Source organism: Candidatus Nanosynbacter sp. TM7-057 (assembly GCF_022828295.1).
GTDB lineage: Bacteria > Patescibacteriota > Saccharimonadia > Saccharimonadales > Saccharimonadaceae > Nanosynbacter.
Genome location: NZ_JAJQJT010000001.1, coordinates 380,744 through 405,602 on the forward strand (window position 1 = coordinate 380,744; position 24,859 = coordinate 405,602).

Annotated in this window: 22 protein-coding genes and 1 tRNA gene; 15 read left to right on the top strand and 8 right to left on the bottom strand. The window is 43.8% G+C overall.

Translation table 11 applies throughout. From position 1 onward, the window contains the following. Nucleotides 1-1,437 carry a polysaccharide deacetylase family protein gene (locus LRM45_RS01955; RefSeq protein WP_243826525.1) on the bottom strand — a complete coding sequence of 479 codons (1,437 nt, stop codon included), beginning with the start codon at nucleotides 1,435-1,437 and terminating at the stop codon, nucleotides 1-3. A gap of 94 nt (nucleotides 1,438-1,531) precedes the next feature. Here LRM45_RS01955 and LRM45_RS04215 point away from each other — a divergent pair, with 94 nt between their 5' ends. Further along, nucleotides 1,532-2,293 carry an ABC transporter ATP-binding protein gene (locus LRM45_RS04215; RefSeq protein ID WP_243826526.1) on the top strand — a complete coding sequence of 254 codons (762 nt, stop codon included), beginning with the start codon at nucleotides 1,532-1,534 and terminating at the stop codon, nucleotides 2,291-2,293. A 1-nt stretch (nucleotide 2,294) separates the two neighbouring features. Beyond that, complete coding sequence (locus LRM45_RS01965; protein ID WP_243826527.1) at nucleotides 2,295-3,413, top strand: ABC transporter permease; 1,119 nt, start codon at nucleotides 2,295-2,297, stop codon at nucleotides 3,411-3,413. 108 nt (nucleotides 3,414-3,521) lie between these two features. On the opposite strand, the gene LRM45_RS01970 is transcribed toward LRM45_RS01965, so the two are convergent. The 3 genes from LRM45_RS01970 to LRM45_RS01980 are packed head-to-tail and all read right to left on the bottom strand — an operon-like array spanning nucleotide 3,522 to nucleotide 6,989. After that, nucleotides 3,522-4,238 carry a DsbA family protein gene (locus tag LRM45_RS01970; protein WP_243826528.1) on the bottom strand — a complete coding sequence of 239 codons (717 nt, stop codon included), beginning with the start codon at nucleotides 4,236-4,238 and terminating at the stop codon, nucleotides 3,522-3,524. Beyond that, nucleotides 4,235-4,834, bottom strand: coding sequence for a hypothetical protein (locus LRM45_RS01975; protein WP_243826529.1), 600 nt, complete (start codon nucleotides 4,832-4,834; stop codon nucleotides 4,235-4,237). Before LRM45_RS01975 ends, LRM45_RS01970 begins: the two co-directional genes overlap by 4 nt. Before the next feature lie 7 nt (nucleotides 4,835-4,841). Next, nucleotides 4,842-6,989, bottom strand: a complete 2,148-nt coding sequence (locus LRM45_RS01980; RefSeq protein ID WP_275973420.1) for an ATP-dependent Clp protease ATP-binding subunit — start codon at nucleotides 6,987-6,989, stop codon at nucleotides 4,842-4,844. Between the two features lie 149 nt (nucleotides 6,990-7,138). Here LRM45_RS01980 and galE point away from each other — a divergent pair, with 149 nt between their 5' ends. Then, nucleotides 7,139-8,152 carry a UDP-glucose 4-epimerase GalE gene (gene galE / locus LRM45_RS01985; RefSeq protein WP_243826530.1) on the top strand — a complete coding sequence of 338 codons (1,014 nt, stop codon included), beginning with the start codon at nucleotides 7,139-7,141 and terminating at the stop codon, nucleotides 8,150-8,152. Here the strand turns inward: galE and LRM45_RS01990 are convergent. After that, nucleotides 8,149-9,714, bottom strand: a complete 1,566-nt coding sequence (locus LRM45_RS01990; RefSeq protein WP_243826531.1) for an LTA synthase family protein — start codon at nucleotides 9,712-9,714, stop codon at nucleotides 8,149-8,151. The genes galE and LRM45_RS01990 overlap by 4 nt on opposite strands. Nucleotides 9,715-9,767: 53 nt before the next feature. Between LRM45_RS01990 and LRM45_RS01995 the strand changes: the two genes are divergently transcribed. Genes LRM45_RS01995 through LRM45_RS02005 form a run of 3 tightly spaced genes read left to right on the top strand, consistent with a single transcriptional unit; the run spans nucleotide 9,768 to nucleotide 11,969 of the window. Next, complete coding sequence (locus LRM45_RS01995; protein WP_243826532.1) at nucleotides 9,768-10,559, top strand: basic amino acid ABC transporter substrate-binding protein; 792 nt, start codon at nucleotides 9,768-9,770, stop codon at nucleotides 10,557-10,559. Continuing rightward, entirely contained in the window at nucleotides 10,556-11,266 is a 711-nt protein-coding gene (locus LRM45_RS02000; protein ID WP_243826533.1) for an amino acid ABC transporter permease, read from the top strand. Before LRM45_RS01995 ends, LRM45_RS02000 begins: the two co-directional genes overlap by 4 nt. Beyond that, entirely contained in the window at nucleotides 11,247-11,969 is a 723-nt protein-coding gene (locus LRM45_RS02005) for an amino acid ABC transporter ATP-binding protein (protein ID WP_243826534.1), read from the top strand. Before LRM45_RS02000 ends, LRM45_RS02005 begins: the two co-directional genes overlap by 20 nt. Nucleotides 11,970-11,983: 14 nt before the next feature. On the opposite strand, the gene LRM45_RS02010 is transcribed toward LRM45_RS02005, so the two are convergent. Together LRM45_RS02010 and LRM45_RS02015 are read right to left on the bottom strand one after the other, a co-directional pair. Then, nucleotides 11,984-12,451 carry an NUDIX domain-containing protein gene (locus tag LRM45_RS02010; protein ID WP_243826535.1) on the bottom strand — a complete coding sequence of 156 codons (468 nt, stop codon included), beginning with the start codon at nucleotides 12,449-12,451 and terminating at the stop codon, nucleotides 11,984-11,986. Between the two features lie 65 nt (nucleotides 12,452-12,516). Beyond that, nucleotides 12,517-12,593, bottom strand: a tRNA-Pro gene (locus LRM45_RS02015). Between the two features lie 119 nt (nucleotides 12,594-12,712). On the opposite strand from LRM45_RS02015, the gene LRM45_RS02020 reads away from it, so the two are divergent. Together LRM45_RS02020 and LRM45_RS02025 are read left to right on the top strand one after the other, a co-directional pair. Next, nucleotides 12,713-14,473, top strand: coding sequence for an ABC transporter ATP-binding protein (locus LRM45_RS02020; protein ID WP_243826536.1), 1,761 nt, complete (start codon nucleotides 12,713-12,715; stop codon nucleotides 14,471-14,473). After that, nucleotides 14,473-16,467 (top strand): ABC transporter ATP-binding protein, encoded by a 1,995-nt coding sequence (locus LRM45_RS02025; protein WP_243826537.1) that lies wholly within the window; start codon nucleotides 14,473-14,475, stop codon nucleotides 16,465-16,467. The genes LRM45_RS02020 and LRM45_RS02025 overlap by 1 nt, the downstream gene beginning before the upstream one ends. Nucleotides 16,468-16,474: 7 nt before the next feature. Here LRM45_RS02025 and LRM45_RS02030 read toward each other — a convergent pair whose 3' ends face one another. Beyond that, nucleotides 16,475-17,215 (bottom strand): hypothetical protein, encoded by a 741-nt coding sequence (locus LRM45_RS02030; RefSeq protein ID WP_243826538.1) that lies wholly within the window; start codon nucleotides 17,213-17,215, stop codon nucleotides 16,475-16,477. Nucleotides 17,216-17,313: 98 nt separating this feature from the next. Here LRM45_RS02030 and LRM45_RS02035 point away from each other — a divergent pair, with 98 nt between their 5' ends. From LRM45_RS02035 to LRM45_RS02065, 7 genes are all read left to right on the top strand, one after another. Next, nucleotides 17,314-17,946: a TylF/MycF/NovP-related O-methyltransferase gene (locus LRM45_RS02035; protein ID WP_243826539.1), complete on the top strand. Its 633-nt coding sequence runs from the start codon at nucleotides 17,314-17,316 to the stop codon at nucleotides 17,944-17,946. A 47-nt stretch (nucleotides 17,947-17,993) separates the two neighbouring features. Next, nucleotides 17,994-19,232: an arginine deiminase gene (arcA, locus tag LRM45_RS02040; RefSeq protein WP_243826540.1), complete on the top strand. Its 1,239-nt coding sequence runs from the start codon at nucleotides 17,994-17,996 to the stop codon at nucleotides 19,230-19,232. Beyond that, entirely contained in the window at nucleotides 19,232-20,221 is a 990-nt protein-coding gene (argF, locus tag LRM45_RS02045; RefSeq protein WP_243826541.1) for an ornithine carbamoyltransferase, read from the top strand. Before arcA ends, argF begins: the two co-directional genes overlap by 1 nt. A 39-nt stretch (nucleotides 20,222-20,260) precedes the next feature. Further along, the gene (locus LRM45_RS02050; RefSeq protein WP_243826542.1) at nucleotides 20,261-21,805 is read left to right on the top strand and encodes a YfcC family protein; all 1,545 of its coding nucleotides are present in this window, start codon (nucleotides 20,261-20,263) and stop codon (nucleotides 21,803-21,805) included. 3 nt (nucleotides 21,806-21,808) lie between these two features. Next, entirely contained in the window at nucleotides 21,809-22,759 is a 951-nt protein-coding gene (arcC, locus tag LRM45_RS02055; RefSeq protein WP_243819453.1) for a carbamate kinase, read from the top strand. Nucleotides 22,760-22,835: 76 nt separating this feature from the next. Next, nucleotides 22,836-23,750 carry a magnesium transporter CorA family protein gene (locus LRM45_RS02060; RefSeq protein WP_243826543.1) on the top strand — a complete coding sequence of 305 codons (915 nt, stop codon included), beginning with the start codon at nucleotides 22,836-22,838 and terminating at the stop codon, nucleotides 23,748-23,750. Nucleotides 23,751-23,807: 57 nt separating this feature from the next. Continuing rightward, the gene (locus LRM45_RS02065) at nucleotides 23,808-24,728 is read left to right on the top strand and encodes a CorA family divalent cation transporter (RefSeq protein WP_146422608.1); all 921 of its coding nucleotides are present in this window, start codon (nucleotides 23,808-23,810) and stop codon (nucleotides 24,726-24,728) included. Nucleotides 24,729-24,859: the final 131 nt, after the last annotated feature.

A 24,859-nucleotide genomic window follows, 5' to 3' on the forward strand; every position in this document is an offset into this window, starting at 1 on the left:
TTACGGATAAACGGCGCCCGGCGTCATGTCACCGATTAAATTTTGTACCGTTACGAATGAATATCCCTGTTGTTTGAGTGAGTTAAGGATACAAGGAACGGCATTCACGGATGTCGGATGAATGTCATGCATTAAAATCACAGCTCCGTTGCGAGCGCCAGCGACAGCCCTTGAACAGACGATTTCGCTATTACGATCAGCCCAGTCGCGCGTATCGACAGACCAAACAACCGCCGACATTCCGCGCTGACGGAATTGCTCCAAAACCGCCCGATTAAACGCGCCGTATGGTGGACGTATGATATTAGGCTTGGTGCCGACGGCTTGTTTTATGGCGTTATTTGTCTGGTCAATTTCACTGGCGAGTTGCTCTGCTGAAACCTTATTTAACTCTGGATGTGACCAAGAGTGATTGCCTAATTGATGTCCGCGCGACTGCATGCGGCGCAACGTGTTGGTGTGTGCTGAAACTTTGCTGCCGATTAGGAAAAATGTCGCCTTGGCGTCGTACTTATCTAATATATCCAACAGTTTTTCGGTGTACGGCCCGGGTCCGTCATCAAAAGTTAGAGCAATTGTTTTATTTGCGACGGTAGGTGTTGGAGCTGTGGGCGCTGGTTTTGGTTTTTCTGCAGGTTTGGGAATGTTGGCGAATTTTCTTGCCGTTGGGTTTTGCAGATATTTAGAGATGGAGGAAATTGGCACGGTAATTGTCAATTCACCGTAAGATGATGGCAGTAGCGACGCCTGACCGAATGGCCAAGCCAATGAATTGCCGTTATTAGTGATAATGAAATTAGACAAAGCTTCTTTATTTATGATTTCGTTCAGGTCAATTTCTGACTGTTGGCGCTGTTTTATGGTCTGAGAAATGCTATTTTTGGCAGCGGATATGATTGCTTCGGCGGCTTCATCGGACTGTTCTGTAAAATCAGCTAAGCCGACAACTTCGCCAGATTTTTTGTCGAAAGTCCAAAATTGCGTCATTGATGCTGGATGCGCGCCATTCATATCTTGCTTAATATTGATGACAATTGACAGCGCTTCTGAAGTGTTGTGCGTGACTTGATAGCCAATTGTTTCGGTCATTGGCTTATCAAAAACTGTCGCCAGTAAAACCGTATTTTGAAAATCGCGATCAATTTTATCAATCGACTCGCTAATTAAGCGATTAATCTTTTCATTTTCCGTGATCGGATATTCAATTGAAACTTTTTCCCGTTTGTTATCTCTGGTGACAAATTTTGAGCGAATGCCAGAATATTTCGAGTCGGCAAAATAATACTTTTCGTCAGATGGCGCAGTCGTTTGTCGCGAGTGTGATTGATTGAGGAAATATATCCCAAATAGCCCTGCCGAAAATAGCAATATCAAAAACGGTATGATAATAAATAGTTTTTTCGATTTTGGTTTTGCTTTTTTTCTCTGAATGCGCATATTATAAGTATAGCACTAGTATTTTGGTTTTGTTATTATTGATAATAAGTAGAGACTAGCTTGATCAAAATTACAACAGAGAGGAATTTGCGGAGTGGAACTCGAGCCAATTGTAAAAGTCGATAAACTCGTTAAGACTTATGATGGAAATAACGTAGTCGACGGCGTGTCGTTTGAAGTTAAAAAGGGCGAAATATTTGGAATTCTTGGTCCTAACGGCGCAGGCAAAACAACAACGTTGGAAATGCTGGAAGCGCTCAGGTCAATTGACGGCGGTACGGCTACAATTGACGGCATAGATGTCGCTAAGAAACCTAAGGACATTAAGAATATAATTGGCATTCAGCTTCAGTCGACGGCTTTTTATGACAAGCTGACTTTACGTGAACAATTGAAAATGTTTGGTAGTTTATATGGTCGGACAGTTGATACCGAGGCTCTGCTTGCTAAGGTTCAATTGACGGAAAAGGCTAAGAATTATGTCGAGCAACTTTCTGGCGGTCAAAAACAGCGTTTTGCGATTGCTTCGACATTGGTAAATAATCCGAAAGTGTTGTTTCTGGACGAGCCGACCACGGGGCTTGATCCGCAGGCACGCCGAAATTTGTGGGATTTGATTAAGGAAATTCGCGACGAGGGAATTACGATTCTTTTGACGACGCATTATATGGACGAGGCGGAATTATTGTGTGATCGTCTGGCAATTATGGATAGCGGTAAGATTATCACAATTGATACGCCGCATAATCTCATTCAGCAATTATTGGCGCGCGGTTTTAAGAAGGAACAAGTTGTCGAGCAGGCCAACTTGGAGGACGTGTTTATTGATTTAACAGGAAAGGCAATTCGGGATTAACATGAAAAAATATTGGATTGGAATATTTGGGCAAGTTCGCGCTCAGCAAAAGCGTTTCGTCCGAGATAAAATGGCGCTATTTTTCACTTTCCTTTTTCCGCTGATTTTTCTATTAGTGTTCGGGTCGGTTTTTAGTAATAATTCGACCAGTTTTAATATTGCAATTGTCAATAATTCGCAGACGGAATTTGCCAAAAGTTTCGTTAAAAATGCCAAAGAAAATTCGAAGGATTCGATTCTCAAAATTAAAGACGTTAAAGATATGAATGACGCACGCGAAAAAATGAAGCGGTCGGAGCTTAACGGTATTATTGAGCTTCCAAGTGATTTTGGCGCGATAAAAAATAATGGTAATCATCCTATTCCAACAGGCACGATGAACGTTCTTTACGCCAAAGGTTCTGAGCAGGCGGGTAATACACTAGTGGCGGTAATGAGCCAAATTACCAATAACATCAATAGTCAGATGGGCCAGCCCGAAGCTCCGCTTAAAGCTGTTGGTAAAGCGGTTGGCGATGAACAATTAAAGTCGTTTGACTACATATTTACGGGGCTATTAACTTTCAGCTTGATAAGTATGGGTATTTTTGGCCTAGCTAATCAAATGCCAGCCGAAAAGAAGCGTGGCTCGTACCGACGCTTACGTGCAGCGCCGTTTACTTCTGGGCAGTTGATTATCTCTACGGCAATTCACTATACGACGATTTCCTTGCTTAGCTTGGCAATGATGGTTATCGCTGGGACGTTGATATTCCACTTTAATATGCGAGGCGATTGGGCGTTGTTTGTGATTATATCTATATTATCGGCATTCATGATGGTGGGAATAGGGCTATTGATTGCTGGCTGGTCGAAAAACGAAGATCAGTCTTCCGCATTAAGCAATCTAATTTCTTTTCCAATGATGTTCTTGTCCGGTACGTTTATCCCGCTTTATCTATTCCCAGAATGGCTGCGAAGCGTTGCCCAATTTGTCCCCATAACTCCAATCACGGATGGTTTTCGGCTAATTATGACCGAGCACGCAAGTTTTATGGAAGTCTTGCCTCAATTCGGTATTATCGCGGCTTGGACTTTCGCGATTTACCTCGTGGCTATTAAATTATTTAGGTGGGAATAATTATTCAAGGATAGTAAAACAAGTAGAAAAACGCTACGCTTATCATAAGCGGGTGCTTGATATTTTTTATAATGAAAGCAGCGTAGTTCTGTGTAACAAATCAAATAATTATTCGACGCCGCCGGCCTTAAGAATGCTTCTTAATCCGTTTTCTCCACCGACGAATCCGCTGGTTTGATAATCGTTAACAACCATATATGGTAAGCCATTCACGCCAAGCGACAGGGCTTTTTGTGTGTTGCTATCAATTTCTTTTTGGTGCGGTTTTTTGGTCATACAATCGGAAAATTGCGATTCATTCATGCCGACATTTTTGGCGGAAGTTAGAAAATATTCCAGCGGAAGAGCAGGGATTTTCTTCGGCACAGCAACGTTTTTTACACCAATTCCTTTATCGAAATAATCGCTTTTAATGCGCGGGACGATGTCGTGGGTGTATTGCCAATATTTATCTTGATCGGCAGCACAAAACGCAGCGTGAGCGCCGGTTTCGGTATTGTTGGTTATCTCTTTTAATAGTGTTACTACGCGATGCTCATAACGAACTTTTCCGGATTTAATATAGTCATTTTTTAAGAATTCTGTGCTGGTTGCGGCTTCAACCTCGGCACAAAATGAACAAAAATAGTCAGTATAATCAATGAACACGTTTTTTGCGTCGGCGGATCCTTGTGACATTTTTTCATTCCACGGTTTATTATCGCCAATGTGACGATTCGGCGGGCGATTAACAATTCCATAAATAAACAAAGCTACAATTCCCACGATTACAATTCCCGAAAGAACCCAAATAAGCGCTATGCCTGATGATTTTTGTCGATTCATATTTTCTCCTGTTTAGATAATTCTGTGTACATAAAAATAATTTGACCTGATTTATATAGCGAGAATAAACTAAGTAGTAAAGCTAATAAAAGAACTATAGTGCTGGCGATATTTGCGGCGGTGGCGGCGGCAGCTCCTGAGAAAAATAGGGTTACAATTGGCAAGATTAGTGATGTTCCGCAAGGAACGCAGCCGAGTCCAATTGTTGCGGCAATTGATGCGATTCCGCTTAGTCCGACTTGTCGAGATACAGTTTTTTCATTGTCGCGATTATTCTTTGCTGTAAAAATTACAGCGGTGATCGATATGCCTTGAAGAATTGATACTACCATAAGTAGCGCGCCATTTGGTGAAGTGAAACTTTGCTTGAATATGTCTATAATCATCGAACCGGGCAGCGCGATTTTATCGAGGATTGGTAAACGCGACATCATTAGTGGTCCGTAAAAATTGGCGTTGATTGCGAAATAAATTACCACGGCGAAGGCGACGGTTGTGACAATTGTTATTAGGAAATATTTCGGTAAACCAAGCATTCTGCCGACTCCTAAAAGCGCTGATTTGACGGATTCCTGCTTGCTGTGAATTCGACCCATACGCCTATTATACGATATTCGTAAAGGCAATTCGATCATCCACGGCAGCAACTTTTACTGTATCTCCGTCGTGAATTCGCCCGTCGATCAGTTCAAGCGCCAAAGGATCAAGCACGCGTTTTTGAATCAAACGCTTAAGTGGTCGCGCGCCGAAACTTGGGTCGTAGCCGTCTCGCGCCAACATATCACGAACGCTATTGTCAAAATCCAGCGTTATGTCGCGACTATCTTTAACTTGGCGAACAACTTTTTCTAATTGCACGTCAACAATCGCACGCATCGATTCAGGATGAATGCGATCAAAAATCACAATGTCGTCAATTCGGTTTAAGAATTCTGGGCGGAAATGACCACGAAGCGTTTCTAAAATTTGATTGTCGAGAGAGCTAATATCGTCGCCCGTGTAGTCCATAATCATTTGCGATCCGACGTTGCTGGTCATGATGATAATGGTGTTGCTAAAATCAATCGTTCGTCCTTGTCCGTCCGTCAATCGACCGTCGTCCAAAACTTGTAATAGTACGTTAAATACGTCGGGGTGTGCTTTTTCGATTTCGTCAAACAAAACCACGCTATAAGGGCGTCGCCTAACGGCTTCCGTCAATTGACCACCCTGATCGTAGCCTACATATCCTGGAGGCGAACCGATCAATCTGGCTACGGCGTGACGCTCCATGTATTCGCTCATGTCAATTCGAATCATGGCGTGCTCGTCGTCGAATAATTCACGACATAAACTGCGCGCGACTTCTGTTTTTCCTACGCCAGTAGGGCCGAGGAATAGGAATGAGCCAATCGGTCGATTAACGTCGCCGAGTCCAGCGCGTGACCTACGAATGGCGCTTGCTACGGCTGCCACAGCGCGATCTTGTCCGATGACTTGGCGGCTGATCGATTCTTCCAATTTGGTCAATTTGCTAGATTCGCTTTCCATCAATCGCTCCACTGGAATTCCAGTCCAGCGCGCCACCACGCCGGCGATATCGTCAGGCGTAACTTCTTCGCGGAGTAATCGGTCGTGAGTTGGAATTGCCGCTAACTCTTCGCGGGCGCTTGCTAATTTTTTCTCCAGCTCCGGCAAATCGCCATATTTAATGCGGCTGGCGGTGGCTAAGTCTGCGTCGCGTTCAGCAATTTCTAATTGTGAGCGCAGATTGTCCATTTTTTCGGTAGTCGTGTTGACGGTTTGCAAAATGTCTTTTTCGTGTTGCCATTTTTTATCAATCACTTCGGCTTTTGCGCGAATCTCGGCAATTTGCTCCTTGATTTCATCTTTGCGAATATTGGCGTGGTCGGATTTGTCCTTTTTCAGCGCCGCTTCCTCGATTTCCAATTGCAAGCGTCTATTGTTCAATCGATCCAGCGCAATTGGCACGCTTTCCAATTGCATTTTGAGCGAGCTGGTCGCTTCGTCAAGCAAGTCGACTGCTTTGTCTGGCAAGAATCGGTCGGGTAAATATCTGGTGGACAATCTGGCGGCTGCCACGATTGCGTCATCAGCGATTTTTACTCCGTGATGAATTTCGTATTTTTCCTTCAATCCGCGCAAGATGGCGACGGTGTCATCAAAGCTCGGTTCGCCAACGTAAACTGGCTGGAATCTTCGTTCTAAGGCGGCGTCTTTTTCGACGTATTGACGATATTCAGCGAGTGTTGTCGCGCCAATCATGTGCAATTTTCCGCGAGCCAGCGCTGGCTTTAACATATTGCCCGCGTCCATGCTACCTTCGCTTTTTCCAGCGCCAACCATGGTGTGAATTTCATCGACAAAAAGAATAATCTCACCAGCCGCGTCTTCTACTTCTTTCAGAACGGCTTTCAATCGATCCTCAAATTGTCCACGAAAACTAGCGCCTGCCAGAAGACTGGAAATCTCTAGGGAAATTAGTCGCTTGTCCTTTAGTGAAGCAGGAACGTTGCCTTTGACAATTCGCTGCGCCAACGCCTCAACAATTGCGGTTTTACCGACTCCTGGCTCACCGATGAGAACGGGATTGTTTTTAGTGCGGCGACTTAAAATCTGCATAGTGCGTCGAATTTCTTCATCTCGACCGATCACTGGATCGAGTTTACCTTCGCGTGCTAGCGCCGTTATGTCTGTACCGAATTTTTCGAGCGGTCTAGTTGTTTCTTCTTGATTCATGTTTGGTGGCATAAAATCCTCCTTTTGGTTTTTAGTCCTAATTTGTTGCGCCCCAGTAAAAGACAGAATGGTGAAATTTGATGTAGTTATCATAACAAATTAGCACTCTCAGTGCAAGAGTGCTAATAAAATAAATAGGCTTTTTGTAGTATAATAAGTGTATGAATATTCTTGTCACTGGTGGCGCTGGATATATCGGCGGTCACACAATCATCGAACTATTATCATCAAATCATAACGTAGTGGTGGTCGATAACTTATCAAATTCATCCGTCGAGAGCCTGAGGCGAGTTGAAGAAATCACTGGTCAATCAATACCGTTTCACGAATTCGATTTATGTGATCATCAGCGACTATCAGAATTGTTTAAATCTGAGAAAATTGATGCTGTAATTCATTTTGCTGGGTTGAAGGCGGTTGGCGAGTCGGTTGAAAAGGCGCTTCTTTACTATAAAAATAACCTTGAAAGTACGTTGGTTTTGCTTGATGTGATGCAAGAATTTGACGTGAAGAAATTGGTGTTTTCCAGCTCGGCAACAGTTTACGGCGATCCTGCTAAATTGCCAATTACCGAAGATATGCCGTTGTCTGCTACAAATCCATACGGTCAGACAAAGTTGATGATTGAGCAAATGCTCCGCGACATTTCTGCGACGAATCAAAATTGGCAATTTACATCTCTCCGCTATTTTAATCCAGTTGGCGCGCATCCGAGTGGTCGCATCGGGGAAGATCCCTCAGGAATCCCGAACAATCTTTTGCCGTTTGTGTCGCAAGTCGCTGTTGGTAAGCGGGACCATTTGAGCGTTTTTGGTGACGATTATGACACTCCAGATGGAACTGGCGTGCGCGATTATATTCACGTGGTTGATTTGGCAAAGGCTCACGTGGCAGCTCTGGAGAATTTAGGCCGACCGAACGAGTATAAAGTCTATAATATCGGCACCGGTCGTGGCACTTCAGTTTTGGAATTAGTGAAGGCGTTTGAGAAGGCGTCTGGTCGTGATGTTCCGTATCAAGTTACGCCACGTCGAGCAGGTGACATTGCGACGTGCTATGCAGATCCAGGCTTGGCAGAAAAAGAATTAGGTTGGCGAGCAGAATTGACGATTGAAGATGCTTGCCGCGATGCTTGGAATTGGCAGAGCAATAATCCAAATGGCTACAATGGCTAATTGCCAGATTTGGTGAAGATCTTATTTTCGTAATAAGCGGAACGTTTGGAAAGTTCTGAATTTAAGTTTTCAATTCCGCCGTATTGTTCGACCAAGGTTTTCTTTCCAGAAAATAAGTTTGTGCCCAGACCTAATCGGTCGCCGTCAATTTTAACTCCCAGCGCCGCCAAAGTTGACGGATACATATCGAATGTCGTGAATTGACGATTCTTTGAGTGACTAGTTGGAATGGCTGGATTTATAAACGTGTTGTAAATGGTTCGCTGATAATTAGTTCCGCCAATTTTTTCGTCGTAGTATGAAGTCTGCATTCCTAAATGGTCGCCAGAAATGATAATTGTGGTGTTTTCATAAAATGGCTGAGATTTAACCCAATTGACGAATGCGGCGACTTGTTTTGAAGAACAAGCGTGGACATTATCGTATTGATTACTGAAGGTTTTAGCGCAGGTTTCGTCCAAATAGCCATCGGTAAAATGCGTGTCGGCGGTCAATAATTGCAAGTTAAATGGCTTGTCTGACGCCGCCAAGCGCGAGGCTTCTTCGCGGGCAAATTGGAATAATTTTTTATCTTCATAACCCCACCAAACTTTGTAATCTTCGGATATTTTTCCGTGTTTTTTGGCGTAATTGTAATCTTCGATATTGAAATTGCCGTGCTGAGTCAGTAGTTTATCTCGACCACCAAAGCTTGCTTCTGAGCCCATAACGAACGTTTGATTATAGCCTTGTTTTTCTAAAATCTCACCAAGACTATAAGCGCCTGGCAAGAACTTTTTAAACTCGCCCAGGGCGTTATGGTCGCGTCCGCCCACCAAGTTTTCTTTAAGGGGAACGCCAGCAGATTGCGCAGCCATTCCTGCCACAGTCCAGCCAGTGTTTGTTGCAGGCAAGGCGCCGCCAACACCGGATGCTTTGTTTGAAAATGAGGTGTTTTTTAACGCCAATTCTTCCAGCTCTGGAATGATGGAGGTTTCGGAGCTGCCGCCATTAGCCTTTGACGCCAAAGTGTTTTCCATTGACTCTAAATAGATGTATATTAAGTTGCGCTTTTTCTCTGGGAAAGTCAATTTGGCGGTTTTTGGGTTGACGTAATTTTCTTCGTATAATTTGGTCGATTGGGTCAGGGCGTAAATATAATTAGGGATGCCGAAACTTTGAATCAGAAGGACAATCGCAATTAAAAACATACTCAGCGAGTAAATTGCTTGATTTCGTAATCTTAAAAACGGCAGGGTAAATTTTCGTGATGATTTGATTTTTTTCAAGCAAAAGGCGATTATGCGATTGACAAAAGAGATCGATTTGTCGAACATTGGGATTAATAAAGTGCCGAATAATAGGAAAACCAGCGGAAGATTTTGCAGGACGGCCGACCATAAATTGTCAGATTTGCCACCAGCTAATCCGTTGACAAAATAAAAAATTATCTCGTCGATTTGTGAACCTTTAAAGACGATATATTTATAGCGCGCCGCAATTAAGCAAAATGCCGCCAAAAAAAGCAAAATGATTGATATTGATTTAATCCAGAAACGTTTGGTAAATTTAATTTTTCTCACTATTTTATTATATCACTTACGTTTTTTTGCGGATGAAGGGGTATAATAAAAGCATGAGCAAGAATAAGACGCGCACATTCGGAATTAGTTGGTGGATTGGGCTGGTTTTATTTGCGGGGATGATTTGTTTGATGTTGGGCGATATTCTACATCGAGATGGCGTAATTGGCTCAAAAACTGATGTTTTAGTGATGGGTACGAATGCTGGATTTAAGCCGTTTGAATATATTGATAACAATCAAGTGGTTGGCTTTGACATTGATCTGGCGAGGGAAATTGCTAAAAGCTTGGGTAAGGATTTGAAGGTCGAAGATATGTCGTTTGATGGGCTACTTCCGGCGCTGGATAGTGGACAGATTGATATGGTGGCGGCTGGAATGACAGTGACGCCTGAGCGAGAAAAAAATGCGCTGTTTTCAGATTCGTATTATTCGGCGTCACAGAGAATAATTGTTAAAAAGGGCAGTCCGATTCGCAATAAATATCAATTGTCAGGGCGAAAAATTGGCGTACAGCTGGGTACGACTGGCGATACTTTGGCGTCTAAAATTGCTGGAGCATCAGTCACACAATTCCAAACCGCACCGAGTGTTTTGCAGGAATTAAGTTCGGGAAAAATTGAAGCGGTTATTCTGGACGACGCTCCCGCAAAGCAATATTCGGCTGGATTTTCTGACCTAGAAATCTTACCGGGCGCGCTCAGTGATGAAAGTTATGCGATTGCTATTAAAAAAGATAATAAAGACCTCCTAGAAAAGGTTAATAAAGAAATTGCCAAGATGAAAAAAGATGGCCGCTATGAAAAGTTAATCCGCAAATATTTTGGTGAGGAGGCTAAATCGTGAATTTTTGGGAAGTGATTTTTGGCGGCGGTCGATGGCTATTTTTATGGCATGGATTAGAGGTGACGCTGGTTTTGACCGTGTTGTCGCTTATTTTAGGATCGGCAATTGGTGTGCTTGTCGCCCTGATGTACACGTCGAATTTACGGCCATTTGGCAGGATGAAAACGAGTAGACTCGCGAACTTTAATCCGCTGGCTAGCCTGGGAAAAATCTACGTTGATATTATTCGTGGTACGCCGTTATTGGTGCAACTACTAATTATGTATTACGTCGTTTTTGGCTCGTATCAATTTATGCCGAAGATTTTTGTGGCGGCGGTGGCGTTCGGGATAAATAGCGGTGCATATATCGCTGAGATTATTCGTGGCGGAATTCAGAGTATTGACAAGGGACAAATGGAAGCGGCTAGGTCTTTGGGTTTGAGTAATTGGCAGGCAATGCGGCTAGTCATTTTGCCGCAAGCAATGAGAAATTCGTTGCCGGCGTTGATTAGTGAATTTATCGCGCTGTTAAAGGAAACTTCGGTTGTTGGTTGGATTGGTCTGAATGATATTATGCGAGGCGCGGACAATATTCGTTTTCAGACGGCGACAGCTTTTCAGTCGCTATTTGCCGCTGCGGCGATGTACTTAATTTTGACGGCGATTTTTACGCGAGTAATGGCGCGAGTAGAAAGGAAATTGAAGCATGACGATAATCAGCGTTAAAAACTTGAAAAAAACGTTCGGCACAAATCGAGTTCTTCGCGATATTGACGTGGAAATTGAAGAAGGCGAGATTGTCGTGGTGGTTGGCTCGTCTGGCTCTGGCAAGTCGACATTCTTGCGCTGCCTGAACTTACTGGAGGAGCCAACTTCGGGCGAGATTATTGTTGATGGAGTTAAGGTTACTGATCCACACGTAAACTTGAACGCCTTGCGTCAGAATATTGGCATGGTTTTTCAGCAATTTAATCTGTTCCCGAATTTGAGCGTGATTGAAAATATTAAATTAGCTCCGAAAAAACTGCGTAAATTTTCAGATCAAAAAGCGACAAAATTGGCGCGAAGTTTATTGGACGATGTTGGGCTATTAGACAAAGCGGATGCTTCGCCGAATAGTTTGTCTGGCGGTCAAAAACAGCGAGTAGCAATTGCGCGGGCGCTAGCGATGGAGCCGAAAATCATGCTTTTTGATGAGCCGACTTCAGCGCTAGATCCAGAGATGATTGGCGAAGTTCTGGACGTGATCAGGAAAGTTGCCAAAAAGGGAATGACGATGGTGATCGTGACGCACGAAATGAAATTTGCCCGCGAAGTTGGGACGCGGATGATTTTTCTGGATAAGGGAGAAATAATCGAAAATGGCACGCCAGCTCAGGTAATGGATCACCCGAAAACTGAACGTGCCAAAAAATTCTTCGCCAAATAGCCCGAGTGACCTCGCTATAATTCGCTTAGAACTGGAACTTCTGTCAATTTATTAACCAGCTGGTCCAGGTCAACCTCTGTCAAATAGCTTGGTAGAATCCGCGTGGTTTTTGGGTCAACAAAGCCGCATTCCGCCACTTCATCGACGCCGTGCGATGTTTGCTCCAGGTTGATGTGCTGGTAATCTTGCCAGTTGGTGATGAGGAAGAAAAATTCTAATTGTTCATTCGGGCCGTGCGCTGATTGTTCGCCTGATTCGGCAAATTGCTGGATAAATAACAGCTTACCGATTTCTGGTTTGACGCCAGTTTCTTCAATCATTTCTCGGTGTAGACCGTCTAGCAAGCCTTCGCCCATTTCTAAACCACCGCCCGGCGTACACCAAAAATCACGACCTTTGCCGGTGTTTGCGGTTAATTTTTGGCAGAAAATTTCGCCCTTATTGTTGATAATAATTCCGCGTACGTTTACTCTTCGTCGCATAAAACCTCCTTTGATTGCTAATAGCCAGAGGTTCAATTAAGCTGAACGTACGCCCAATAATTTCATGGTCGGGGTGACTGGATTTGAACCAGCGACCTCACCGTCCCGAACGGTGCGCGCTACCGAGCTGCGCCACACCCCGACGCTAAAAAACAGTATAAAACTAACAGATATTTTTGTCCAATTGTAATTATTAAAATGGAATCGACTAGTTCTAAAATGATATAATATAAGGTGGATTTAGAGCGTAAAGGACTATAAATGAAACATATTTTACGAATTTTTAGAGACTATTGGTTGCTGTTTATTGTCTTGATTGGATTCACGTATGGCGTTGTGATGGCGAATTTGTGGCTGCCGGATAAAATGTCGGAAATTGTCAATGACGGCATTATTAAACAAGATATGTCGGCGATTTGGAATAATGGCTTGATGATGATTTTAGTGACGGCGGCTGGTGGGTTTTGTTCAATTGTCGTGGGTTTTTTGGCGGCGCGAATTGCTACGGGAATGGCGCAAAAATTGCGATTGAAATTGTTTGAACGAATAGAAAGTTTTTCTTTGGCGGACTTTAATAAGTTTTCTACGGCGTCGCTGATTACGCGCTCAACGAATGACATCCAGCAGATTCAAACAACGTCAATAATGCTGCTGAGACTGGCATTAATGGCACCGATTATGGCAATTGGCGGTCTGCAAAAAGCCATGAATAATGCGCCCGATCTAAGCTGGATTATCGCTTTGGCGGTGTTTATTTTGCTCGCGGTGATCGCTACATTATTTACGATTGCCGTACCTAGGTTTAAGAAATTGCAGACTCTGGTGGATAAACTTAATTTGGTGGCGCGGGAAAATTTGGTTGGGCTAAAAGTTATTCGTGCGTTCCATAACGAAAAGATTGAGCAGAAAAAATTCCAAGAAGCTAACGTGGAATTGAATAAGATGAACTTATTTGTGAACCGTTTGATGATGTTGCTTGATCCGATTATGACTTTAGTGATGAACTTTTCGAGTGTGGCAATTGTGTGGTTTGGCGCGCATTTGATAAGTAGCGGCAATTTGCAAATTGGTAATATGATGGCGTTTTTGGAATATGCGATGCAGGTGATAATCTCGTTCTTACTGCTGTCGATGGTGTTTATTATGGTGCCGCGAGCTGCCGTATCAGTGCGCCGAGTCGGAGAAGTTTTGGATACAATGCCGTCAATTACTGACCCGAAGTCGCCGAAAAAAATACCAAAAGATGCCAAGGGAAAAATTGAGTTTAAGGACGTTACGTTTACTTATCCTGACGCGGATTTGCCGGTGCTTTCGGATATTAATTTTGTAGCCGAACCGGGTCAGACAACGGCGTTTATTGGCAGTACTGGTTCGGGAAAGTCGACGCTGATAAATTTGATTCCTCGTTTCTATGATGTTTCGGCGGGGCAGATTTTGCTTGATGGCGTTGATATTAGAAGTCTGAAATTGGAAGATTTGTCTGGTCAAATTGGTTACGTGCCGCAAAAAGGTGTGCTGTTTAGCGGAACGGTTGCTAGCAATATTAAATACGGCAACGCTGAGGCTGGCGACAAGTTGGCTGAAAAAGCGGCCAAAATTGCCCAAGCGGAAGAATTTATTAGCGAGTTAAAAAATGGTTATAAAAGTGAAATCGCTCAGGGCGGCAGCAATGTTTCTGGTGGTCAGCGCCAGCGTTTGTCGATTGCGAGGGCTATTGCGGTTGAGCCAAATGTTTACATTTTTGACGATTCGTTTTCGGCGCTTGATTTTAAGACGGACGCGAAGTTGCGGGCTGCGCTTGCGAAGGAAACTAAGAATAAAACCGTGTTAATTGTCGGTCAGCGAATTAATACAATTATGAATGCTGATAAAATTATCGTGCTTAACGAGGGAAAAATTGTTGGTCAGGGAACGCATCAGGAATTGATGAAAGATTGTGAAGTTTATCAAGAAATTGCCGCTTCGCAACTCTCGGAAGACGATTTGCGGAAAATGTCTATTGCTGCGAAAGGAGTGTTGTAATGTCTAGGCAAACCACGAAAAAGCGACAGCAAGTACGAATGGGCGGTCCGATGGGCGGAATGGGCACTGGCGAAAAGGCTAAAGATTTCAAGGGAACGGTCAAGAAGCTGATCAAATATTTGTCGGATTTTCGATGGCAAATGTTGATGGTGTTGGTTTTTGCAATTGGGAGCACGATTTTTGCGATTGCCAGCCCGAAGATTTTAGGCGGCGCGACGAATCAAATTGTTGATGATTATGCCAATATGAAAGCTTACGAGGCGATCACTAGCAAATTGCCAAAAAGTGTTTCTTTGCCAGCGGGAACTACTGGCGCGGACGTTTTGAACCGATTGCCGAATAAGTCGGAGATTGAAAAACAGATTCCGTCCAGCCAGCTCGAATCGATTAAAAAGTTAGATCTTAGTCGGCGTCCAGAATTTCATTTTGACGCTATTTGGCGAATAATTATTTTGCTAGTCGGAATGTATGTGTTGAGTGCAATTTTTCGCTATATTCAAACGTGGATAATGACTCAGGTGACGCAAACCGTAACTTTCAGAATGCGACAACAATTGTCCGAAAAAATAAATCGCTTGCCGCTGAGTTATTTCGATAAGCAAACTTACGGTGAAGTTCTTAGTCGCATAACTAATGATGTCGATACGATTAGTCAGACATTAAATCAGAGTTTGTCGCAAATTGTGACATCAACGATTACGGTGCTGGGAATTTTGGTGATGATGTTTTCGATTAGCTGGCAGATGTCGCTAGTTGCGCTACTGGTGCTTCCGCTGGCGGGCGGTGTGATTACGCTGATCGCAAAGAGCTCGCAAAAACAATTCTTACGCCAGCAAACGCAGCTTGGCGAACTTAATGGACACATTGAAGAAATGTATGGCGGACATCAAGTGATGCGCGTCTTTAATGGCCAGAAAAAATCGATTGCTAAGTTTTCTAGGATCAATAATCGGCTTCAAGAGAGCGCTTGGAAGGCTCAGTTCTTTTCTGGCTTGATTCACCCGATTATAAATTTTATCAGCAATATTGGCTACGTTGCTATGACAATTTTGGGCGGTTGGCTGGCGATTAATGGTCGGCTAAAAATCGGCGATATTCAGGCGTTTATTCAATACGTCGATCAGTTCAATCAGCCGCTGGTTCAGGTTGCTAATATCGCTAATATTTTGCAATCGACAGCTGCTGCTGCCGAGCGAGTGTTTGAGTTTTTGGACGAGCCAGAAGAAGCGGTTGAATCGAATAACTTGGTAAAATTGTCTAACGTAAAAGGTGAAGTTGAATTCGACAACGTCGTCTTTGGTTATAAGCCAGACCAAACTATCATCAAAGGTTTGTCGGCGCGCATTAAGCCAGGTCAGCGCGTGGCGATTGTTGGTCCGACTGGTGCTGGCAAAACGACGCTGGTTAACTTGCTAATGCGATTTTATGAGATTAATAGCGGTTCGATTAAGATTGACGGCGTGGATATTCGTAAAATGAAACGTAGCGATGTGCGTCAAATGTTTGGCATGGTACTGCAGGATACGTGGCTGTTTAATGGCACGATTCGTCAGAATTTGATGTATGGCAATCCAAAAGCCACCGAGGAAGAGATGATAAAAACCGCCAAAGAAGCGCACGTTGATCATTTTGTGCGGTCACTACCGGGCGGCTATGATATGGTTCTTGGTGAGGAGGCTGCTAACATTTCCCAGGGAGAAAAGCAGCTGCTGACAATTGCCAGGGCGATGCTAGAGAAGGCGCCAATGCTGATTCTGGACGAAGCGACAAGCTCGGTTGATACGCGCACCGAAGTCCTTATCCAAAAAGCCATGGATAAGTTGATGCAGGGGAAAACTAGTTTTGTTATTGCGCATCGTCTGAGCACCATTCGTGACGCTGATTTGATTTTGGTGGTTAAGGACGGGAATATCATCGAGCAGGGCAATCACGAAACTCTGTTGAAGCAAAATGGCTTTTACGCTGAGCTTTATAATAGTCAGTTTGCGGAGTAGCTGTCTGTTACTTTTTACATAGTGATATTTTTGTAGCCTTTGGTACGTGTAGCTCAAAATCAATATCAGTTTTCTGGACAATCTCATAATAAGGCGGAATTGATGGGTTTTTCGGAAGTTCAATTATTTTTCCGTCATTAAATAATCGTCCTTGTCTGTAGACATTGTGAATAAACGGTACATTTGGTTTTGCTTTTCTCAAGCGACATAACGCTGATTCATGCCGTGTTTCGCCATCTGTAATAACTTTGGGCTGCGTATGCCATTGTCCCATAATACATAATGTTGGTAGAGAGCCGTCAATTCCGAGGATATTTTTAGCTAGCTGCTCTTCTCGTTCTTGCGGGCTTGGTGGTATGATGGCATCCTCATCTAAATTGTCAAAAAATGTATCAATAAAAATAAGTTCTTTGAGCTGGTTTTGCTGTAGAAGAATTGCTATCGTCTTTATCATTTCAAGAGATAGAATGCTTGAGTCAAAAAGGTCTTCATCAACTAAGGAAAAATCGTAAGAGCCGGTCTTTACTGAATTGATGAAGTTGAGTACAGTAGGGCTTGCCTCAATAGCTAATCGTTTTACGCCAAGTTTTATAACTAGAGTGTAGATAATATCGGCATTTTCTTTTATGCCGTGAATTTCGCCATATACAATTATTTTTGATTTTCGCAATGTGGATTGAAACGAGCTTAATTGTTTTATATCCAGCTGTTTCGGTAAAAATGTTTTGATAATATCGTGACTATTCATAGGTGCTAATTGATAGTTTACTTCATAAAACTGTAAATATATAGGGCTGCGTCGTTGATAAATTTGTCGATATTTGGCGAACTATTTATAATTAAGTCATGAATATCGCAGACCAACTCCTCACTAAATACCCGATCATTTCTGACCAAGTCGATATAAAAGAGCTTGGCGCGCTTTTGAGAGAGTTGGAAAAAACTTTACGCCGTGGCACCACTGGAAACATCGTGGAGTTTGGTTGTTATGTCGGTACAACTAGTTTGTTTATTCGCCGACTATTGGACGCTTATGATTTTACGGGCGAGTTTCACGTTTACGACTCGTTTGCGGGATTGCCAGAAAAAACTCAGAAGGATAATAGCGCCGCGGGTGATCAATTTAAGGCTGGCGAGTTATTAGCGCCGCGTAAGACGTTTGTCCAGAATTTTAAGAAAGCAGGATTGAAGTCGCCGATTATTCACAAAGGCTGGTTTTCTGATTTTACTTCTGATGATGTGCCGGAAAATATTATGTTTGCGTTTTTTGATGGCGATTTTTACGAATCAATTGTCGATTCTTTTCGGGTTTGTGAAAGTAAATTTAACGAAGACGCAATAATTATTGTTGATGATTACGCAAATGAAGCTCTACCGGGAGCTGCAAAAGCTACTGATGAATGGCTGAAAGTTAATCGACAATTCACGGTCAGGACTGAGGCCAGTCTGGCAATTATCTCCTCTTGCCCAAAAACATAAACGTGTTACAATTAAAACATCACTAATATAAACAGGGGAGGGTTGTGATGGACGAACCAATTCACATCACGTCTGAAATAGGAAAACTTAAGACCGTTCTATTGCATCGGCCAGGTGAAGAGCTGGAGAATTTGACGCCAGACTATCTGACCGATCTTTTATTTGACGATATTCCATATCTGAAAGTGGCGCAGGCTGAACACGATGCTTTTGCGGAAGTATTGAGAAGTCGTGGAATCGAAGTTTTGTATCTGGATCAATTGGTCGCCGAGGCAATTAACACAGATCAATTGCGCGAACAATTTGTCGATGAAATGTTGGCTGCTTCTAAGCAGGATTCACGCCGTGTTACTCAAACATTGCGCCAATTCTTGTTGGATTTGCCAACTCACGCTATGATCCGCAAGATTATGGCTGGTGTTCGCAAGGATGAAATTACTTTGCCTCCAGATCAGCATCAGCAACTTCATAATATGATCGAGAAAAATCATTATCCGTTCTATCTCGATCCAATGCCAAACCTATACTTTACACGCGACCCAGCTGCCGCAATTGGTAACGGTTTGACAATCAACAAGATGCACTGGACGGCTCGTCGTCGTGAATCGCTATTTATGCGCTACATCATCGACCACCATCCACGTTTTGCTAATCGTGCGCCAGTTTGGTACAACCGCACAGAGAAATTCTCAATGGAAGGCGGCGACGAATTGATATTAAGCGATAAGGTTATGGCAATTGGTGTTTCGGAGCGAACAACTGCTGAGGCAATTGAAAAGATGGCAACCAAATTGTTTGCTGGCTCGAAATTCGAGAAAGTCATCGCTATGGAAATTCCAAAATCTCACGCCTTTATGCACCTAGACACCGTATTTACGATGATTGATCGCGATAAGTTCACGATTCACCCAGAAATTCGTGACCACGGCGGCAGGATGAATTGTTTTATTTTGGAGAAGGTTGAAGGTCAGCCATTCCCACGAATTACACACGAAACAGATTTGGAGCATGTCTTAAGAGTTGCGCTGGGCTTGCCGACCGTTACTTTGATTGAGTGTGGCGGTGGCGATCCGATTGCTGCTGCTCGTGAGCAGTGGAATGACGGTTCAAACACTTTGGCAATTGCGCCGGGTGTTGTGGTGACTTATGATCGCAACTACGTAACTAACCAGAAATTGCGCGAAAACGGCATTGAAGTCATTGAAATTAGTGGTGCTGAGCTTGGACGCGGTCGTGGCGGTCCACGCTGTATGAGTATGCCGCTAGTACGAGAGGATGTATTCTAATGGCTCAGAGTTTGAAAGGACGATCGCTACTAACTTTAGGTGATTATACCGCTGAAGAGATTCGCTTGCTATTGGATACGGCTCGTGAATATCGTCGATTGAAATATGCCGGCATTCCGCACCGAATTCATGAGGGTAAAAACGTGGCTTTGTTGTTCGAAAAGACTTCAACGCGAACACGCTGCGCATTTACGGTGGCGGCTAATGACCTTGGAGTTGCGCCAGAATACCTCGGTAAAGATGATATTCAATTGGGCAAGAAAGAGACGGTTGAAGATACCGCTAAGGTTTTGGGTCGAATGTTTGATGGGATTGAGTTCCGTGGCTTTGATCACGCGACTGTTGAGGAATTGGCGCGTCACGCTGGTGTTCCAGTATGGAATGGATTGACCGATAAGTTCCACCCAACACAGATTTTGGCTGACTTCATGACAATTGAAGAACATGTCGGAAAATTGAAAGGAACTAAGTTGGTATTTGTTGGCGATGGTCGCAACAATATGGCGAACTCGTTGATGATCGGCTCAGCTATTATGGGACTTGATTTTCGCATTTTGGCACCTCGTGAATTGCATCCAGAGCAAGCTTTGGTTGATAAGGCAAATCACTTTGCCAGGTCAAGTCATGCGCGTATTGCCGTCACTGACAACTTCGAAGAAGCTTTGCGCGGTGCCGATGTAATTTACACGGACGTTTGGGTCTCAATGGGCGAAGAAGATAAGTTTGCTGAGCGCATTAACCAATTGCGACATTTCCAAGTTAATCGCCAGATGATTAACCTGACAGGAAATCCTGAGGTTAAGTTTATGCACTGTTTGCCAGCATTCCATGACGCATTGACGATTACTGGAAAGAAGATTCAGGAAGATTTCGGTTTAGACTCAATGGAAGTGACGGATGAGGTGTTCCGCTCGCCACATTCGATAGTTTTTGATCAAGCGGAAAATCGTATGCATACAATCAAGGCTGTGATGGCTTTGACATTGTAGTTGTTGTCGTAATGAGGAGGTTAAGGAGGCTCCGAGGCAATGGTAGAAAAAATTAAAAAAGCAAAGCAGAAGCTTCGATCACCGTCGGCGTTTACTATTTTGTTTGTCGTGATCATCGTTATGGCGGCATTGACGTGGGTTGTCCCTTCTGGATTATATAAGACGAACGAAGATGGCGATCGTATAGCTAATTCGTATCACGTAGTCGACAAAGAGCGAACCGTCATAGAAGAAAAAGACGGTAAAAAGGAAGAGGTCAAAAAACACGACCAGCAAGGTTTATGGGACGTCTTCACCGCACCTATTAAAGGTATGTCAGACAAGCTTGATGTCATCGTCTTCGTGATGGTGCTTGGTGGATTCTTAGGCGTCACTATGAAAACTGGTGCGCTTGACGCTTCTCTTGGCGCGCTGCTCCGAAATATGAAGGGCAAGGAAAAGTGGCTCATCCCGATTCTGATGATTTTATTCGCTATCGGTGGTACTACTTACGGTATGCAGGAAGAAACTGTGGCATTTTACGCACTTGTTATACCAATGATGATTGCTGCTGGCTATAACGCCATGACTGGTGTGATGGTGATTGTGCTGGGTGCTGGTACTGGTGTGCTCGGCTCGACAATCAACCCATTCTCTACTGGTGTTGCAGCAAAAACCGCAGATGTGAAATTGGGTAGCGTTATTCCAATAATGTCTATAATCTTAGTACTTTGTTTGATTGCCGCGATTGTCTTTACTATGCGTTACGCCGCAAAAGTGAAGGCCGGCAAGTATAAAGAAGATGTTCGCTACAAGCCAGCTACGGCTGCTCTCGACATGACAAACGTACCAAAATTCACTGGTCCGCGAAAAGTTGTTATGTCTGTGTTTGCTATTACATTTGTGCTAATGATTCTTTCCTTGATTCCATGGGGAAGTTGGAATATCACATTCTTCGCTGATATGTTTGAATGGGCTGCAGGTTTGCCAGTTATTGGCGCGGTGCTTGGTGTAGTCCACAGTGCAGCCTTTGGTGATTGGTATTTCAATGAAATCACCGCACTATTCCTAATTTCAACAATTGTCATAACCGCAATTTACTATAAAGAATTTAAGAAAGAGGGTGTTTTCCCAGTTGATACATTTATCGATGGTGTGAAAGACATCTTGCCGGTTGCTTTGATTATCGCAGTGGCGACAGGTGTTTCTGTGGTGATGTCTAATGGCGAAATCCAGGACACAATCATCAGCTGGGGTGAATCTCTCCTGAAAGATGCTGGTGGCGGTGTTGTCGGTGTGTTGGCATATCTATTCTACTTGCCAATGTCATTTATCGTTCCGTCATCATCAGGTTTGGCAGCAGCAACTATGCCAGTTATTGCGCCAATTGCCGACCTGGTTGGCTCAAGCAAAGAAGTTATGGTTGCCGCATTTGCGACAGCGTCTGGCTTGATCAACATGATGGCTCCAACTATCGCGTCGTTGATGGGTGGATTGGCTTTGGCTGGTGTTTCATATCGCGACTGGCTAAAGCGCTCAGCTCCAATTATGGCGATATTTGCTATTATCAGCATTACAGTTATTGCAATTTTCGGAGCACTATAGCCTATGGATAAGAAGCGTACTATTGTAGTAGCGCTCGGTGGTAACGCCCTGCAACGGCAGGGCGAAGCCGCGTCTGAGCAGCAGCAACGAGTAGCTGATGAAACTGTTCGGCAACTTTTGCCGTTAATCCAGGCTGGTCATAACGTAGCAATCGTTCATGGTAACGGTCCTCAGGTTGGTAATATTGTTTTGCACGAAGAGGCGATTAATACGCCAGATGTGCCAAGCTTGCCATTGGAAGATTCTGGCGCTATGAGCCAGGGGCTGATTGGCTTTTGGCTGCAACAGGCTTTTCATGACGCCTTTATGGTTAATCAGATGAACAATCGCGCTGTTAGTGTTATAACTCAAACAATTGTTAGCTTAAGCGATCCAGCATTCCAAAATCCAACCAAGCCAATTGGTCCGTTCTATTCGGAAGACGAGGCAAAAACCGTCGCTAGCGAACGCGGCTACACGGTAAAAGAAGACGCTGGCCGTGGTTGGCGGCGTGTCGTTCCTTCGCCAAAACCTCAGACGATTGTTGAGGCCGATGTGATTAAGGCACTGGTTCATGCTGGCGTGACGGTCGTTTCAACTGGCGGCGGCGGCATTCCTGTTTTACAAGACGAAACTGGTCAATTAAAAGGCGTCGCTGCGGTCATTGATAAGGACTTCGGCGCGGCAAAATTGGCGGATCTTTTGGACGCTGACACTTTGCTGATTTTGACTTCGGTTGATGCTGCTAAAATTAATTTTGGCAAACCAGATGAGCAATCTCTTGGGGAAGTTTCAATAGAAGAGCTCCAAAAGCATATTGACGATGGGCAATTTGCGCCAGGTTCAATGTTGCCAAAAACTCAGGCTGCCTTGTCGTTCCTAGATGGAAAGTCGGGGCGTACGGCGATTATTACTTCGTTGGATAAAACCGCTGAAGCCATTAGCGGCTCGGCAGGCACGATAGTCAAATCGTAATAAAAATCAAGAAGTTCCTGTAAATGGCGCAGGAGCTTCTTGTGTTTATGTATGTTTTATTTTATAATATGAAATTATGTTGCAATATCTTCGTTCGACAAATAATGATTCAATAATTAGCCCGCAAGAAAATTTGCAGTCTGGTTCGTGGGTGCGTTGCGAAAGACCGAGCGACGAAGAGGTTTCGCAATTGTTGGCGCTGGGCTTGGATGAGGATTTGATAAGTGACGCGCTTGATCCACACGAGGTGCCGCGTATTGAGTTTGACGATGAGTGGACTTATTTGATTGCGCGATTGCCAGACACTGACGACGATTTTAACGATTTTACCACGCCGATTTTATTCTGCATTAATAAAGATCATATCGTGACGCTGTCTAGAGATAGTTTGGGGCGATTATGGCAGCCATTTATTGATAAAGTGCGAATTAGGACGGATCGACAAGTTGAGCTTTTGGTGGCGATGGTTGAGGCGATTTCAATGCAATATCAGCGGCGCGTGGCAACAATTAATCGCCAAATGCGAGCGGCTACAGACAGTATTCATACGCTGAGAGTTAATGACATTGCCACTCTGGCAGAGTATGAGCGCAAATTGAATGATTATCTTGACGCGTTAATTCCGATGAACTGGGCAATTGAGAAACTTTTGGCGACTCAGAAGTTGCGACTGAAGGCTGATGATAAGGAAGACGTTGAGGATATTTCGATTGATTTGGAGCAGGTGATTGCGCGTTGTAAAAGTTTGTTGAGGACGATTACTAATGTGCGCGATAGCTATAGGGCGGTGATGGATACGCGCCTTAACGAAACAATTCGCCTGCTAACCGTAATTACCGTGGCTTTGACTATTCCGACGATGATCGCTGGTTTGTATGGTATGAACGTGCCGGTTCCAGGTGCCGATAATCCATTGATGTTTTGGGGAATTACTGCAGTTAGTGTAGTGCTAGCATTCGTTGTGGGCTATTATTTCCTGCGTCGCCGCTAAAGTTTAATTGCGATTCGACAGATTGCTAATATCGCTTGTGTATATTATAATTTTCTTATGATGGTGGGCTATTTTGAACGCAGATCGTTGACTGAAAAGTTGACGCAAGCTCAACGAATGCATAAAAACGGTTGGATTAATTTGACCGGGAGTCTTGATGCTACTCGAGTTTCAAAGGCTTTGTCGCTGTCTGCTAATATCGTCCGTGACGTACTGGACATCCACGAATTACCTCGAGCGGAGTTTTCCGATGGCGTTGAATATATTTTTACGCGTATACCGTTTGGTCAAACTGATTCTGGCAAAACGGCACCGTTTTTGATTGCAATTAGCGGCGGTCATTATATTACAATATCGCCTCATGCTAAATTTTCACCCCTGGAGGTCAGCGATTATTTATTTAGCACAACCGAGCGGCCAGCGGGAGTTTTTGCTGCGAATTTGGCGTATATTATTTCTCAATATGAACAGCGCGTGCATTTGTTAACGGAGCAAATTAGCGATGCTCGTCGGCGACTAAGTCGTCATGAAGTTGAGAATTCGGATTTTATTAAATTTGTCGCAATTGAAGACACACTCAATGAATATCGAAGCAGCTTGGAAGGTATGTCCCGCGTTATTACACAACTGATGGAAAACCGTCGCCACTTATTTAAGACCAGGGACCTGGAGGCTCTGGAGGATGTCGATCTGCATATCAGGCAAGTTTTAGTGGCGATTAGCTCCAGCACGCACACAATTTCCAGTATCCAAAACGCTTATTCGACGGTTGCTAATAATACGCTGAACCAACGTATGAAGGCATTGACCGCCATAACAATTCTTCTGGCTATTCCAAACGTTTTTTACGGAATGTATGGAATGAATATCGCGTTACCATTTCAGGGCGAGCCTTGGGCATATCCAGTTATCACTAGCTTTACAGTGTTGTTGATTTTACTTGTTATGTTTGTTGCTAAGCGACTTCGCTTGTTCTAATATAGATATAATAAGCATTTTCAAAATGTTTTTGCTTGACGCACCAATAAACGTTTGGTAACATTGTTAGCATGTCTCGCGCCGAAGCATTAAATTGCTGATATTAAGTGATAAAGGTCGAAGCGCGTGGG

Excerpts from the sequence above, each read along its gene's own strand:
- LRM45_RS01955 (WP_243826525.1), bottom strand. The coding sequence starts at position 1,437 with ATGCGCATTCAGAGAAAAAAAGCAAAACCAAAATCGAAAAAACTATTT.
- LRM45_RS01965 (WP_243826527.1), top strand. The coding sequence starts at position 2,295 with ATGAAAAAATATTGGATTGGAATATTTGGGCAAGTTCGCGCTCAGCAA.
- LRM45_RS01970 (WP_243826528.1), bottom strand. The coding sequence starts at position 4,238 with ATGAATCGACAAAAATCATCAGGCATAGCGCTTATTTGGGTTCTTTCG.
- LRM45_RS01975 (WP_243826529.1), bottom strand. The coding sequence starts at position 4,834 with ATGGGTCGAATTCACAGCAAGCAGGAATCCGTCAAATCAGCGCTTTTA.
- LRM45_RS01980 (WP_275973420.1), bottom strand. The coding sequence starts at position 6,989 with ATGCCACCAAACATGAATCAAGAAGAAACAACTAGACCGCTCGAAAAA.
- galE (WP_243826530.1), top strand. The coding sequence starts at position 7,139 with ATGAATATTCTTGTCACTGGTGGCGCTGGATATATCGGCGGTCACACA.
- LRM45_RS01995 (WP_243826532.1), top strand. The coding sequence starts at position 9,768 with ATGAGCAAGAATAAGACGCGCACATTCGGAATTAGTTGGTGGATTGGG.
- LRM45_RS02005 (WP_243826534.1), top strand. The coding sequence starts at position 11,247 with ATGACGATAATCAGCGTTAAAAACTTGAAAAAAACGTTCGGCACAAAT.
- LRM45_RS02010 (WP_243826535.1), bottom strand. The coding sequence starts at position 12,451 with ATGCGACGAAGAGTAAACGTACGCGGAATTATTATCAACAATAAGGGC.
- LRM45_RS02020 (WP_243826536.1), top strand. The coding sequence starts at position 12,713 with ATGAAACATATTTTACGAATTTTTAGAGACTATTGGTTGCTGTTTATT.
- LRM45_RS02025 (WP_243826537.1), top strand. The coding sequence starts at position 14,473 with ATGTCTAGGCAAACCACGAAAAAGCGACAGCAAGTACGAATGGGCGGT.
- LRM45_RS02030 (WP_243826538.1), bottom strand. The coding sequence starts at position 17,215 with ATGAATAGTCACGATATTATCAAAACATTTTTACCGAAACAGCTGGAT.
- LRM45_RS02035 (WP_243826539.1), top strand. The coding sequence starts at position 17,314 with ATGAATATCGCAGACCAACTCCTCACTAAATACCCGATCATTTCTGAC.
- arcA (WP_243826540.1), top strand. The coding sequence starts at position 17,994 with ATGGACGAACCAATTCACATCACGTCTGAAATAGGAAAACTTAAGACC.
- argF (WP_243826541.1), top strand. The coding sequence starts at position 19,232 with ATGGCTCAGAGTTTGAAAGGACGATCGCTACTAACTTTAGGTGATTAT.
- LRM45_RS02050 (WP_243826542.1), top strand. The coding sequence starts at position 20,261 with ATGGTAGAAAAAATTAAAAAAGCAAAGCAGAAGCTTCGATCACCGTCG.
- arcC (WP_243819453.1), top strand. The coding sequence starts at position 21,809 with ATGGATAAGAAGCGTACTATTGTAGTAGCGCTCGGTGGTAACGCCCTG.
- LRM45_RS02060 (WP_243826543.1), top strand. The coding sequence starts at position 22,836 with ATGTTGCAATATCTTCGTTCGACAAATAATGATTCAATAATTAGCCCG.
- LRM45_RS02065 (WP_146422608.1), top strand. The coding sequence starts at position 23,808 with ATGATGGTGGGCTATTTTGAACGCAGATCGTTGACTGAAAAGTTGACG.